Origin of the sequence: Dyadobacter sp. (genome assembly GCF_017744695.1) — a bacterium.
In the GTDB taxonomy this organism is placed as follows: Bacteria; Bacteroidota; Bacteroidia; order Cytophagales; family Spirosomataceae; genus Dyadobacter.
This window is the reverse complement of the sequence record NZ_JAGIAS010000008.1, coordinates 204,131-217,242: the sequence shown is the minus strand read 5'-3', so window position 1 is coordinate 217,242 and position 13,112 is coordinate 204,131. Positions and strand designations below refer to the sequence as shown.

At 50.1% G+C, this 13,112-nt stretch carries 11 protein-coding genes; 3 read left to right on the top strand and 8 right to left on the bottom strand.

Translation table 11 applies throughout. The features are described from left to right. Position 1: 1 nt before the first annotated feature. The 5 genes from J7619_RS26100 to J7619_RS26080 all read right to left on the bottom strand — a co-directional run bounded on the left by J7619_RS26100 (position 2) and on the right by J7619_RS26080 (position 5,654). Entirely contained in the window at positions 2 to 790 is a 789-nt protein-coding gene (locus J7619_RS26100) for an SDR family oxidoreductase (RefSeq protein WP_291205921.1), read from the bottom strand. 40 nt (positions 791 to 830) lie between these two features. Then, complete coding sequence (gene fucP / locus J7619_RS26095) at positions 831 to 2,084, bottom strand: L-fucose:H+ symporter permease (protein ID WP_291205918.1); 1,254 nt, start codon at positions 2,082 to 2,084, stop codon at positions 831 to 833. A gap of 135 nt (positions 2,085 to 2,219) precedes the next feature. After that, a complete protein-coding gene (locus tag J7619_RS26090) occupies positions 2,220 to 2,966 on the bottom strand; it encodes a LytTR family DNA-binding domain-containing protein (RefSeq protein ID WP_291205915.1) in 747 nt (248 codons plus the stop codon). A gap of 175 nt (positions 2,967 to 3,141) precedes the next feature. Next, a complete protein-coding gene (locus J7619_RS26085; RefSeq protein WP_291205912.1) occupies positions 3,142 to 4,167 on the bottom strand; it encodes a cytochrome d ubiquinol oxidase subunit II in 1,026 nt (341 codons plus the stop codon). A 179-nt stretch (positions 4,168 to 4,346) separates the two neighbouring features. After that, on the bottom strand, positions 4,347 to 5,654 hold the full coding sequence (locus J7619_RS26080; RefSeq protein ID WP_291205909.1) for a cytochrome ubiquinol oxidase subunit I: 1,308 nt from the start codon (positions 5,652 to 5,654) through the stop codon (positions 4,347 to 4,349). Between the two features lie 171 nt (positions 5,655 to 5,825). On the opposite strand from J7619_RS26080, the gene J7619_RS26075 reads away from it, so the two are divergent. Next, positions 5,826 to 7,076, top strand: coding sequence for a S9 family peptidase (locus J7619_RS26075; protein ID WP_291205906.1), 1,251 nt, complete (start codon positions 5,826 to 5,828; stop codon positions 7,074 to 7,076). Here J7619_RS26075 and J7619_RS26070 read toward each other — a convergent pair. From J7619_RS26070 to J7619_RS26060, 3 genes are all read right to left on the bottom strand, one after another. Then, complete coding sequence (locus J7619_RS26070; RefSeq protein WP_291205903.1) at positions 7,073 to 8,074, bottom strand: 3-hydroxyacyl-CoA dehydrogenase family protein; 1,002 nt, start codon at positions 8,072 to 8,074, stop codon at positions 7,073 to 7,075. The two genes, J7619_RS26075 and J7619_RS26070, sit on opposite strands and share 4 nt — an antisense overlap. 125 nt (positions 8,075 to 8,199) lie before the next feature. Continuing rightward, positions 8,200 to 8,397, bottom strand: a complete 198-nt coding sequence (locus J7619_RS26065) for a CsbD family protein (protein WP_106599251.1) — start codon at positions 8,395 to 8,397, stop codon at positions 8,200 to 8,202. 239 nt (positions 8,398 to 8,636) lie between these two features. After that, the gene (locus J7619_RS26060; RefSeq protein WP_291205896.1) at positions 8,637 to 9,902 is read right to left on the bottom strand and encodes an AGE family epimerase/isomerase; all 1,266 of its coding nucleotides are present in this window, start codon (positions 9,900 to 9,902) and stop codon (positions 8,637 to 8,639) included. A 206-nt stretch (positions 9,903 to 10,108) separates the two neighbouring features. Between J7619_RS26060 and J7619_RS26055 the strand changes: the two genes are divergently transcribed. Together J7619_RS26055 and J7619_RS26050 are read left to right on the top strand one after the other, a co-directional pair. Next, complete coding sequence (locus tag J7619_RS26055) at positions 10,109 to 11,827, top strand: DNA polymerase/3'-5' exonuclease PolX (protein WP_291205894.1); 1,719 nt, start codon at positions 10,109 to 10,111, stop codon at positions 11,825 to 11,827. Between the two features lie 101 nt (positions 11,828 to 11,928). Continuing rightward, positions 11,929 to 13,110, top strand: coding sequence for an ATP-binding protein (locus J7619_RS26050; protein WP_291205891.1), 1,182 nt, complete (start codon positions 11,929 to 11,931; stop codon positions 13,108 to 13,110). Positions 13,111 to 13,112: the final 2 nt, after the last annotated feature.

The following is a 13,112-nucleotide window of genomic DNA, read 5'->3' as shown; positions in this document are numbered from 1 at the left end:
ATCAGGAATTGGCCAGCGCGCGATCGAGGTGGACGTAGCCGCCGTCGACGTAAATGAGCTGTCCCGTAGTATGGCTGGATCTTTCCGAAAGCAGGAAAACGGTCATGTTCGCGATTTCTTCCGCGGTTGTCATGCGGTTTCCCAAGGGGATATTCGCCGTAATCGACGCCAGTTTTTCCTTTGGATTAGGCAGTGTTTCGATCCATTTTTCGTAAAGCGGCGTCCAGCATTCTGCTACGATCACCGAGTTTACGCGGATGCCGTATTTGAGTAGTTCCACCGCCCATTCGCGCGTCAACGCATTACGCCCTCCGTTGGAAGCGGCATAGGCAGACGTTCCGCCCTGGCCCGTGTCCGCAGTTTTGGAACTGATATTTACGATGGAGCCTTTGGATGCTTTCAAAGCAGGCAATGCATAATGCGCCATCAGGTAGTAATGCACGACGTTTTTGTGCAAGGAAGCTATGAATCCGTCATAAGTGCCGTTTTCAAGGCCCACACCATCATTTACACCCGCATTATTGACCAGGCCGTCGATCCGTCCATATTTTTCCAGAACCGCATTAACCGCTTTTTCGGATGCCTCAGGCTGAGTGAGCTCTGCTGCAATCTGAAAAGACTCTTTACCTGCCGCCGCCAGTGCGTCGACGACCTTCTGGTTGTCTTCCGCGTTTCTGCCGACGATCACGGGAATCGCGCCTTCGGACGCCAGCACTTGTACAATGCCCTCGCCAATACCTTTGGCCCCGCCGGTCACGATGACCACCTTGTTTTGAAGTTTTAAATCCATTATGATTAATATAAAAACTTATAAATGAATTGCTTAGTTGTTAGTGCGAAGTGCTCAGCGTCACGCTCTTCACAGAGCTGTTACGGATCGCGAAGTATAGTACTACCAGAAAACACACCGCAGGGACTATGTAGGCTGTTTGAATGGACGAAATATCCGACACTTGTCCCATAATTACCGGGAAAAACGCGCCGCCCACGATCGACATGATCACCAGCGAAGACCCGATCTTGGTTTTTTCACCCAATCCGCGGATGCTCAATGCGAAGATGGTCGGGAACATGATCGACATGAAGAATTCGACACCCACCAGCGCGTAAACCGAGAACATGCCGTCGGTGAGTACTGCTATAATGAGTAAAACGATATTGGCAACACTGTAAATGGCCAGCAGGCGAGGCGGCGCTACAAAACGCATCAGGTAAGTACCGATAAACCGGCCTATCATGAATGCCAGCAGTGCGCCGGAGAGCAGGTACGCAGCCGTTTTTTCATCGATACCGGCTACATGATCAGCGAAACGGATAAAGAAGCTGCTGATACAAACCTGCGCACCTACATAAAAGAACTGCGCTGTGGTTCCAAGGATCAGGTTTTTTTCGCCCCAGATCGAGCCGCTCGGCTTTTGTTCTACTTCTTCCTCCTCCTTGATTTCAGGCAGCGAAGTCCGCCAGATCATTACCGCCACGAACAGTACGACCAGTCCTATTAGTATAAACGGAATTTGTACCGACGATGCTTCTTCGTTCAGATAGGCATTCAGTTGGTCGGGGGACATAGCCTGGTGTTCAGCCTCGCTGAGCGTTTTCCCGGAAAGGATGAATTTGCCGCCCATTAATGGCGCCAGAAATGCCGCCAGGCCGTTGAAGGACTGGGCGAAATTGAGCCGCTGTGTAGCGGAATCGGCGTCGCCCAATACGGTAATGTAAGGATTCGCCGCCGTTTCGAGCATGGTTAACCCGCTGGCGATCACAAACAATGCGAACAGGAAGAATCCGAAATGCCGCATTTCGGCAGCAGGATAAAAAAGAAATGAGCCGGTGGCAAAGAGCAGCAATCCAAAAGCGATACCTGCCTTATACCCATACTTTTTCATGAAAAGCCCGGCGGGTAATGCGATCAGAAAGTAGGCAATGTAGGAAGCGGAGTCGATCAGCGCCGATTGAAAGTCGCTGAGTTGACAGGCTTTTTTTAAATGCGGAATCAGGATCGGGTTGAGATTGAGGGCAAAACCCCAGAGGAAAAACAGTGACGTGATGAGGATGACAGCCAGCCGCGTCTTACGATCGGTCATAAAGGTTAAAAATTAATAGATGCAGGAACGGCTGTAAAGTAAAACAAAACAATGCAAAGGAATTATATTTTTTTAGGGGGAAATGCTTCTTTGCCCCATAAATATTCCGATACATTGTTTTGCAAAGACTGGATTTCAGATGTTAAGCTGCCGCTGAACTTCGTCCTTTTTCCTGCGTGAGACCTCGATGCGTGAGCCATCCGAGAGTATGATGAACTCGTTGTTATTGCTGATCCGGATAATATGGTCGAGGTTGACCAGGTGGGACTTATGGGTCCGGATGAAACGGAATTTGGCGAGCATATCCTCGAAATGTTTCAGCGTTTTGCTCGCAATGAATGGCCTTTTGTTGATCAGGTGGATGATCGTGTAGTTCCGGTCGGCTTCCAGACGGAGTATTTCATGGACCAAAAAAAAGAAAACGCCTTCGCTCGAAGGTACCGCCAGCCTGAAATCCTTGACATCCCGTTTGTCGATATTGGCGGCCAGGTTTTCGAACAGCATTTTGCGCTGCCGGGAGCTTTCGCTCTTGGTCTGGTGCCGCTTTACCGCTTCTTTCAGGTCTTCCGGACTAATGGGTTTCAGCAGATAGTCCAGCGCGCTGAAACGGATCGCCTGGATGGCGTACTGGTTGTGGGCTGTAATGAAGATGACGTCGAAATCGGGGTTGTTGGGGAGCTGCAAAAAGTCGAACCCGTTCTGGTGGGGCATCTCCACGTCGAGGAAAACCAGGTTGGGCTGATAGAATTCCAGCACGCCCTTGGCCTCTTCCACGGATGCGGCAGTCCGTACCTCCGTGATTTCGGGTACGAAACTGATGATAAGCTGGTGCAAAACATTGCGGGCTCTGGGCTCGTCGTCGATGATCAGCGCTTTTATCATAGTGGGTATAGTGTTAAAATACCTTGTGAATGCAGCTTACCCGGCTGCGATTTTTTCACAAAGTATGATAACGGGCACAACCCAGCTTATTCCAATGTCCGTATGGTACCAAACGGTTATTGAAAGGAACGGCAGCCCCAAACCAACCTGATTTTACAAGATTTTGAACAGGGTTCTAATGCAGCTGTCCCTCGTAACCGACCGGTTTTTTCTGAAAGCTGTAAATCAGGTAGAAAAGCGCTGGCAGGATCAGGAGGCTGCCCAGCAACAGTGCCCAGGCAAGTGCCTCTATCGTTTTCTCCTGTCCGGCATGCTCGGTAAGCGACAAATAGCCACCCCCTTTCAGAATGACGATATTGGGGAAATGCCTGAAAGTCGTCGTTAGCAGGATCATTGTTACCTGAAATCCAGCCAGCGGTCGCAACAGGCTGATTTTGCCCTGATATAACAGCGTCCACATCCAAACGAGCGAGAGCGTAGCAGAAAGGATGGCAATGCGTCCGATCCAGTTGCCGAACACCCAGTCGAACAGCGGGATATGTTCAAACCATGCGGCGATAAATACCAGTGCGCCGCAGATGACGGCGGCGATATTGAAAAACTGCGCTTTGTGCGCAAACCGCAGCCGCTCGTGCTCTATATTGGTTTCTCCGATCAGGTAAACGGATGCCAGAAATCCGCAAATCGATACTGTAAACAATCCGACCGTGACCGCAAACCAATGCAGCCAGCTGAAAATGTAGGCATCGACAAAAGAACCGGCTTGCGGATCGATATGTCCCGACACCGCGCTTCCTGCAATGATCCCCAAAAAAAGCGGCGTAGTGAAGCTGGAAATGGCAAAAATGGTATTGTAGAGATGCTGCATATCATCTACAACCGCATCGTAGTGCCTGAACGTGAACGCCGTCCCGCGGGCGATAATGCCTATCAGCATGATGGTGAGCGGAATATGCAGGTTCACCGACATGGTGGAATAGATTACCGGAAAGCCGACGAACAGGATCACAATCGCGATAATCAGCCACATATGGTTGGCTTCCCAGATAGGCCCGATGGCCGAGTACAACGTTTTGCGGGTAATCTGCTTGTTTTTCTGAGAGGTAAAAAGCTCAATGATCCCCGCGCCAAAATCCGCCCCGCCCAGCAGCAGGTACAACAGGATAGACGCCCAGAGGTATGTGATGACGATGTAGAGCATTTTTAGTTTTGAATGAGTGAATGATTGAATGATTGAATGAGCTGCCGTGGAACGGGGAATGAGTCAGTTAACGAGTGAAAGTGAATGAGGGTCGGGTATAGTCAATGTTTTTGTGACGAACTCTACAACTTCATGACTACTTCCGACTTAATTTATTCAGTCATTCACTCATTCACTGATTACAAATCGTACAACTTCCCAACCATCCGGATCTGCCGGTAGAGCATAAACACTACAAATGCTGCCAATGAGACGTAAATGGCTGTGAAAAGATAAAATGAATAGGCGATGCCGGGCATGGGGGTGACCGCGTCGGCGGTGCGCATGATGCCGTAGATGATCCACGGTTGGCGGCCGACCTCGGTAACGGTCCAACCGGCTTCAACGGCTATAAAACCAAGCGGTGTCGCTAGGGCGAACAGCTTCAAAAGCCACGGCTCCTGCAACCATTTTCGTTTTTTCCATAGTGCCGCAAAATAGAGCACCGACACCAGCATCATCGCCATACCCATCCCGATCATGATCTGGAAGGCGTAATGGGTTACTGCGACGGGCGGATGATTTTCTTCCGGAATGCGGTCGAGGCCTGTTACTTCGGCCTTGAAATCGCCGTGCGCCAAAAAGCTCAGGAAGCCTGGTAGCTTGATCGCAAAGTCGACCTTTTTTTCTGCTTCGTTGGGAATCCCTCCCACAATCAGTGATGCTGATTTTTCGGTATGAAAGTGGGCTTCCATAGCAGCCAGTTTTGCAGGTTGCCTGATCGCCACATCTTTGGCGGAAATATCGCCGCTCAATGGCTGCACGAGCGCCGCCGCGCAGCCGAACACGGCCGCGATCGTGAACGATTTGGTATGGAAAAGCACGTTGCTCCCGCGCAGGATCATGAGCGCGTGTACTCCCGCGACCGCGAAGCCTGTTGCGGCGAATGCGGCGATCGTCATGTGTAAGGCCTGCGAGAACCAGGCTTCGTTGAACATCGCGGCAATGGGGTCGATATTAAGGTATTGTCCATTGATATGTTCAAAACCCGCCGGGCTGTTCATCCACGCATTAGCCGCGACCACAAGTATGCCCGACGCGAGCCCGCTCACGCCCACGACCACGCCCGTGAACCAATGAAACCAGGGATTGAACCGGTCCCAACCATAAAGAAAGAAGCCCAGCGCGATCGCTTCAATAAAAAATGCCGTTCCTTCGAGGGAAAACGGCATTCCGAAAATCGGCCCGGCATGTTTCATAAACTCCGGCCACAAAAGCCCGAGCTCAAACGACAGTACCGTACCCGACACCGCGCCGGTTGCGAAGAAAATGGCCACTCCCTTGCTCCAAGCTTTCGTAACGTTTTTATAAACGGTCTGGCCGGTTTTGAGATAGTAATAATGGGCAACGGCCATAAAAAACGGCATGACCATTCCGATGCAGGAAAATATGATGTGAAAGCCCAGGGAAAGGGCCATTTGGGATCTGGCGGCTATGAAGTCGTTCATGGGAATAGATTTACTGAAAAAATACCTTTTTCCGGGTTAGGAACAGCTGCCAAAGGGTATTTCAAAACTAGTCAAGACTTTTTAGAAGAACCATCATTTGCGCTAAAATGATCGGGCTTCCGGCCTTTTTTTATCAAAATGTTCCAAGCGTTCAAAACAACCATGAACACGGTGAAAAAAATCATTGCCATACTGCTATTGCTGACCGGCGGGGCCGAAGCGCAATTCCAACAACCGTGGTTGATAGATGCCCGGCACATCCAAGTTGAAAACCTGTTGTGGGACCTCAACGAGCTCAGCAAGGCCCCGCAATCGCGGTGGCTTGACGACACCAGTACCGTGCGGTCGCTGCTATACAAGAGCGTCGACTTCGAAGGTAAACCGACGGAAGTATTTGCGTACTATTCCAATCCCGACATGATCGCCGGGCGACCTGCGACGAAACAGAAGTTTCCCGGCTTGGTATTAATCCACGGGGGCGGCGGGAAGGCATTCCGCGAATGGGTGGAAAAATGGGCGAATGAGGGCTATGCGGCTATTGCCATGGACTTGTCGGGCAACGGAGCGGACGGACAGAAAGTGGAACGACCGGGGCCGGAGCAATCCGCTGAAAATAAATTCCAGAAGATCGAAAAGGGCGATTTGAGAAATGTGTGGACTTACCACGCGGTGGCCAGCTCGATTTTAGCGCATTCTCTGCTACTGAGTTTTCCCGAAATCGATCCCCTTCGCACGGGCGTCACGGGCATTAGCTGGGGTGGTTACCTTACCTGCCTGGTGGCGAGTCTCGACAGTCGCTTTATCGCCGCGGCACCGGTTTATGGTTGCGGTTTCTATGATGAATCCGATGTTTTTAAACAAAACCTCAATGCATTGTCGCCCGCAGCGAAAGCGCGCTGGATGAAGTACTTCGATCCATCGGCATACCTGCCTTATTCCCGGCCGTCGATGTTTTTTATCAACGGAAATAAGGACAAGCATTATAATGTGGGGCCGTACATTAAAACGTATGAACTGAGCAAGAACAAGCAGGTGTGCATCATTCCTGATATGCCGCACAGCCACAAGGACGGTTGGGCGCCTGCCGAAATCCGTACTTTTTTCGATGGCGCATTGAACGGCAACCCGCATCCATTCGTGACTGTGAGTGCCGTTAGCCTGGATAAAAACCAGTTAACAGCCATTCTGAAACCGGTTGCGGGCAAGCAGCTATCCTCCGTCGAGTTTTATTACACCAATGACATCACCTCCGACAATGAGCACCGTGTCTGGCAGCATAGCCCGGCAACGATTCACGAGGATAGCCAAACGGTCATTCACCCGATTCCCAAAGAAGGGTATAAGTATGCCTTTTTTTATTTGAAGGACACGGATGGGATTTCCGGGACGACGGTGTTTTTGAAGGATGGGAGGGTAGACTAGCTGTTTTCTGCGGATTCCTGGTTCTGCTTCTCGGCCAGCCGCCGCTTCACAATATCTCCCGGATATTTCAGCGCCAGCTCGCGAATGTCGTAGGTGAATTCCTTGAAGGTCTCTTCCCACACCTCCGCTTCGCCGGGCTCGTATTCGTAGAAGCCGTGCGAATTGAGTATGCCTTTGCCTCCTTCACGAACGACTTTATCGATCAGCTCAGGCACTTCGGTGCTGTTATTGAGGGTAGGAAGCAGGTTTTTCATGACGGTATGATAGGCAGGAACGCCTGTCAGGTCCATCCAGCGGAACACCCCGACGAGCGTCATAAAGTAGCCCGCATTGTTGCGGCACGAGCGGTCGACGTCCTCGATGGTCGCGTAACCATTTTCAACGAGGCTGATGGCCTCGCGGTACATGGCGTACATGAGGCGGTTGGTGATGAAACCTGCAATGTCTTTCCGTACCAGAATAGGCTCTTTGCCCCACAAATGTGAAAGCTCGTACAGGTATTCACCATTTTGGATATCGGTTTCGTCGCCGCAGATGATTTCCAGGAAACGGGTCGTGTGCGCGGGTTCTGTCCAGTGCAGGCCCAGGAACCGCGACGGATGCTGCGTCAGTTTTTGAAGCTGACTGATCGGTATAGCCGAGGTGTTGCTGGTGAGCAGGGCGTCAGGCGCAATCTCTTTCTCGATCTTTTGGTACACCGCATGCTTAATATCGATGTTTTCGATCGTGCATTCGTTGACGAGTTTGCAGGGATAGAGTACTGAATAATCTTCTGTAATGATCAGTTTCCGTAAGTAGTACTCCGGTTCATTGTCGATGATCCCGTTCTGCCATGCCGTTTGCAAATGCTCGCGAATCCGGCGTTCGGCATGATCGAGGTCGGCGGGAACCGGGGCAACGGCGGCTACCGGGTGGCCGGCAATGAGCAGGCAGGTCACGATGCTGCAACCCATTAAACCAAGACCAACAATGCCGACAGGGATTTCATTTGGATTCATTTCAGAAAACGGATTTAGGATTTGATGCAGGTAATATAGTGCTAAAAGCGCATCCGCATGGCTGGCTACTACAAAAAAGCCCCGGAACCAATGATTCCGGGGCTTATATCGACCTGTTTTAAGATCTAGTTTGACCAGCTGTTCACTTCGCGTTCTACTTCTTCCCTGGTTTTACCGATCTTTTTCTGAATTTTTCCAAGAAGTTCGTCTTCTTTTCCTTCTTCATAAAGCAGGTCGTCGTCGGTCAAGTCAGCGTATTGTTGCTTGAACTTTCCTTTGAGTTCGTTCCAGTTACCTTTAACTTGTTGGGTGAATGAGCTCATGATTATGTGGTTTTTGGTTTGATAATGGCACTCTTTCAAGCGCTTTGTACAGCATTATTTCAAAGAACCATTCCACTGCTAAATCCGGCCTTTGTAGCGTATTCGGCATTCATCACTGAGCAAAAAATTACACGGAACGCCCCAAAAGGTGCGACTTGTCACCCTGAGCGTAGTCGAAGGGTAATGCATGACGTCCATCGTGATTTACGGATTGTCTTCGACTCCGCTCCTGACTGACATTACCCAATCAGCTTATTCAAACGGACTATACCCTGTACCATCGAGCGTACCGAGTGGTAGTTGACTTTCCACGAATGGCTCATGTGTTTCCAGATGGGTTCGCCCTGGCGCGTAAGCAGCGGTAACCATTCGCCAACCGAATGGTGGATCATTTTATCAAATACAAACCGGTGGGTGGCATCGTATGCTTTCAGGTACTTTTCATCGCCGTAAACCCGGTAGGCATCGAGCATTCCGATAATGACCTCGGCCTGCTGCCAGAATTCCTTCTCGCGGTCGTACACCTCGCCTGCGTGCGAGCCTTCCACGTATACGCCCCCGAACTCCCAGTCGATGCCATATTCGACGGCGTGGTCATAGGATGCTTTCAATTGGTCATGGTATTCATCATAAGGAATGCCGGCGATGTCGAGCGCATGCATGAGCAGCCAGGCGAATTCCACATTGTGGCCGTAACTGGTGTTGTCTTCGGCTGCGCTCTTCACACCGTCTTCGGTGAAACGGTCCCAACCCCAGATAATGTCGAACTTGATCTGCGGAGCCACGGTCCAGTCCTCCCAGAACTGCGGGATGCCTGTTTTGTATTGGGGGTGCATGATCTTATTGATCAGCAAACGGATAATTTCAATGAGCTTGCGGCGGTGAACCTGCTTGCCCGATGCTTCATATAATGTAGTAAAAGCCTCCATAAGGTGCATATGGGCGTCGAGCGTTTTGCGGTCGCCGCCCGCAGCGCCGGGGCCTTTCAGGTCCCAGTTGCGATGGAACATTTCGAAGTAGCCGCCGTAGTAGGTGTCCGCTCCGTGTTTTTGTAATAAATCAAAAACCTTTTCGGCATATTCCAAACCACGCGGATCGCCCGTGGCCAGGGTGTATTCTGCCAAACTGTAAATCGCGAAGCTGTGGCCGTAGACGATCTTTTCATCGATTTTGACGTTGCCTTTGCGGTCCATCAGCCAGTAAAACCCGCCATACTCATTGTCCCACATTTTGTTGATCAGAAAATCCACCCCGTATCGGGCAATTTCGGCATACCGGCCCTCGCCATAACCCGCGCGATGCGCCGAGGAAAAAGTGTAAACTGTACGCGTCTGGGCAATCAGCGACTTTTCATCCTCGCCCGAGTCGTTGCCTGCGTTGTCGAAATGGGTGATGAAACCACCGTTTTCCTTATCGACTGCGCGATTTTCCCAGAAGGGGAGCAACTCCTTCGTCAAGTGCTGGCGGATTTCCTCGCGATAGCTTTTTAATTGATCTACATTCATTGGTCTAAAATATGGTCAGAGTTTTGAAATGGTTGTTGGATATACTTTCATGAAGCGGGCGTCGGCTATTCGGTTCGTGTTAATTATCACTATAAATATTTTTTTATGGAATATTTACTCTGCAAAGGCTTCCACTACGGGTTGTGCGCTTGCAAATGCTGATCCATACTTCGTAATTCGCGGAGAATTCATCAATCCCGATCCCCATGAGTAATTCTGAAATCGTAGAAGTCCTCGAACTAACGGCCAAGTTGCTGGAACTGCATAATGCCGATCCTTTCAAGATCAAAGGGTATTCCGTAGCGGCTTTTTACCTGGATAAATACAAGGAGAGCGAACTGAAATTTATGACCGAGCAGGAGCTCACCAAATTGCAGGGGGTAGGGAAAAGTACAGCCACGAAAATCGCGCAGATAGCGCAAACCGGAACCTTTCCGGAGCTGGAAGAACTGATTGCCAACACGCCATTGGGTGTGATGGAAATGTTCAATATCAAAGGTATCGGTCCCAAAAAGATTGCCGTTTTATGGCAGGAACTGGGCATCGATAACCTCCATGAGCTGGAACTGGCGTGTTTGAACGGTACGGTTGCCAAAGTGAAAGGTTTCGGGGCGAATACGCAGCAGAAGATCCTTGATTCACTGGCATTCCTGAAAGATCAGGCGGGGAAATTGCGCATGGATAAGGCCGAGGCTGTGGCAAACCTGATTGTAAATGAGCTGAAGAAGACATTCGATCAGGTGGAAGCGGCGGGCGAGATAAGAAGGAAATCAGAAGTCGTCGAAACGATTCGGATCCTGGTGGGGACCGATTCACCGGCACTCTTGCAAAATACAATCGGTGCAATCGAACAGTTGGTGCAGGACGAGCTGAAATCGTCACCATTTGTGTGGCGTGGTAATATCCAGGATGTTGCGGTGTCGGTCGAAATCGTCGCGGTGAAACCGGAGCGGCTGGTGAATGAGCTTTTCCTCGAAACCGCGGGTGAGGATCACCTTGGATTGGCAGGGACTTCCGGCAACACGATCTGGCGGCATGCCTATTATGAAACCGTAGATACGGAACACGCCATTTATGAAAAGGCCGGGCTGCCTTACATCGTGCCCGAAATGCGCGAAGGGGCAGGGGAGCTTGCCTGGGCCGAAACCCGCACGCCCGACCAGTTGGTGACCTGGGATGATCTGAAAGGTATTTTGCATAACCACAGCACCTATTCCGACGGTCAGCATACCCTCGAACAAATGGCGCTTTATTGCCGTGAACTCGGTTTCGAATACCTCGGCATTGCCGACCATTCCCAGACTGCGACTTACGCGCAGGGACTGAAAGTGGAAGAGGTGATCCGTCAACACGAAGAAATAGCAAGGCTTAATGCGCGCTTTGCCTCCGAGAACCCCGCAAAACCATTCAAAATCCTGAAAGGTATCGAATCCGACATCCTGGGCGACGGTTCGCTCGATTACCCGGCAGATGTGCTTGCTTCATTCGATTATATTGTGGCTTCCGTGCATAGCAATCTTTCTATGACACTCGAAAAGGCGACCGCCCGGCTGCTGAAAGCCATCGAAAACCCCTATACTACTATTTTGGGCCACCCGACCGGCCGTCTGCTTCTCTCCCGTGAAGGTTACCCGATCGACCATCAGGTGATTATCGACGCCTGTGCGGCGAACGGCGTTGTCGTTGAAATCAACGCTTCGCCCTGGCGGCTTGACCTGGACTGGCGCTGGATTGCCTATTGCATGGAAAAAGGGGTAATGCTCAGTATCAACCCGGATGCGCACGCCATGGAAGGCTACCTGGATATGCATTACGGCGTAGCCAACGCAAGAAAGGGCGGGTTGACGAAGGATATGACCTTTAACGCGCTGAGCTTGGTGCAGATGGAGGAGTATTTGAAAAAGAGGGCCGGTAGGGTATTTTAACTATTCTTAAAGTGTGATTGTAAAATAGTTATACTATTTTTAAGGTGTACTTATAAAATAGTATAACTATATTTGTGATACACTTTGAAAATAGTATAAACATGTTTGTCACGCGCTACATTTATCCGACACTTCTCGCGCATTCCACTAAAAGGCAAATCACGGTTCTGACCGGAATGCGGCGGACGGGGAAGACAACGCTCTTAAAACAGTTGATGGCGCAATGCGATATTCCGCAGAAGCACTATTTCGATCTCGAGCGGATAGATGTGCGCACCCTCTTTTCCGAACAGAACTACGAAACCATTGTGCAGGCCCTGACACTGCAAGGGACTGATTTTTCTAAGAAAGTCCTGATATGCATTGATGAGATTCAGCTGGTACCCAACTTGCCGAGCGTGCTCAAATACCTGTACGATAGCTACGACGTCAAGTTTATCGTCACCGGTTCGAGTGCCTATTATATGAAAAACCAGTTCTCCGAATCTCTCGCAGGCAGGAAAAAGATCTTTGAAATTTACCCTCTGACTTTTGGAGAGTTACTCGCATTCAAGGGAGTACAAGCCGGCAGGCCGGAAATTTATAAAGCATCAAAATTCATTTCATCCGAATACGAGCGTTTAAAGGGGTATTACGATGAATATATAGATTTTGGAGGATTTCCGGAAGTAGTGCTGGCAAATTCCGCAGAGGATAAGCGCGACTTGATCAGCGATATTCTGAGCTCGTACATCAACTTTGATTTGACAATGCTGTCAGACATTCGTAATCCTACGAATTTGTTCAAATTAATCAAGCTGCTCTCGGTGAGGATTGGTACAAAGCTGGATATTTCAAAACTAACTAGCCTGACGGGAATGGCCAGGCAAACAGTTGAGAACTACCTGGATTTGCTGGAAAAGAGCTATTTGATTAAGACTATCCCGGTGCTTGCGAATAGCCCTGACCGTGAAATAGTGAAAGCAAAGAAAGTTTATTTCCTCGATAATGGCATCGCATCGCTGGCGGGGGAAATCAGCAGCGGGTCTAAATTTGAAAACACTGTTTTTAATCAGCTAATGCATAGGGGCGAAGTAGCTTACTATCAGCTCAAAACCGGCCGCGAAATTGATTTTATCCTCGATCAGAAGCAATGCTTCGAAGTGAAGGAGACCGCGGCCGAGGCTGACTTGAAGAATACCACGTCCTTGGCCAGGAACCTCGCTATAGATGAGTCGTATGTAATCGGGAGACACCCCGTTAGAGTGTTCGAAGGGTTTATTTGGGGAGGCTTTTTGCAATAAGA

What these genes read in the sequence shown, in the direction of transcription:
- J7619_RS26100 (WP_291205921.1), bottom strand. Translation starts at nt 790, where the DNA reads ATGGATTTAAAACTTCAAAACAAGGTGGTCATCGTGACCGGCGGGGCC.
- fucP (WP_291205918.1), bottom strand. Translation starts at nt 2,084, where the DNA reads ATGACCGATCGTAAGACGCGGCTGGCTGTCATCCTCATCACGTCACTG.
- J7619_RS26090 (WP_291205915.1), bottom strand. Translation starts at nt 2,966, where the DNA reads ATGATAAAAGCGCTGATCATCGACGACGAGCCCAGAGCCCGCAATGTT.
- J7619_RS26085 (WP_291205912.1), bottom strand. Translation starts at nt 4,167, where the DNA reads ATGCTCTACATCGTCATCACATACCTCTGGGCGTCTATCCTGTTGTAC.
- J7619_RS26080 (WP_291205909.1), bottom strand. Translation starts at nt 5,654, where the DNA reads ATGAACGACTTCATAGCCGCCAGATCCCAAATGGCCCTTTCCCTGGGC.
- J7619_RS26070 (WP_291205903.1), bottom strand. Translation starts at nt 8,074, where the DNA reads ATGAATCCAAATGAAATCCCTGTCGGCATTGTTGGTCTTGGTTTAATG.
- J7619_RS26065 (WP_106599251.1), bottom strand. Translation starts at nt 8,397, where the DNA reads ATGAGCTCATTCACCCAACAAGTTAAAGGTAACTGGAACGAACTCAAA.
- J7619_RS26060 (WP_291205896.1), bottom strand. Translation starts at nt 9,902, where the DNA reads ATGAATGTAGATCAATTAAAAAGCTATCGCGAGGAAATCCGCCAGCAC.
- J7619_RS26055 (WP_291205894.1), top strand. Translation starts at nt 10,109, where the DNA reads ATGAGTAATTCTGAAATCGTAGAAGTCCTCGAACTAACGGCCAAGTTG.
- J7619_RS26050 (WP_291205891.1), top strand. Translation starts at nt 11,929, where the DNA reads ATGTTTGTCACGCGCTACATTTATCCGACACTTCTCGCGCATTCCACT.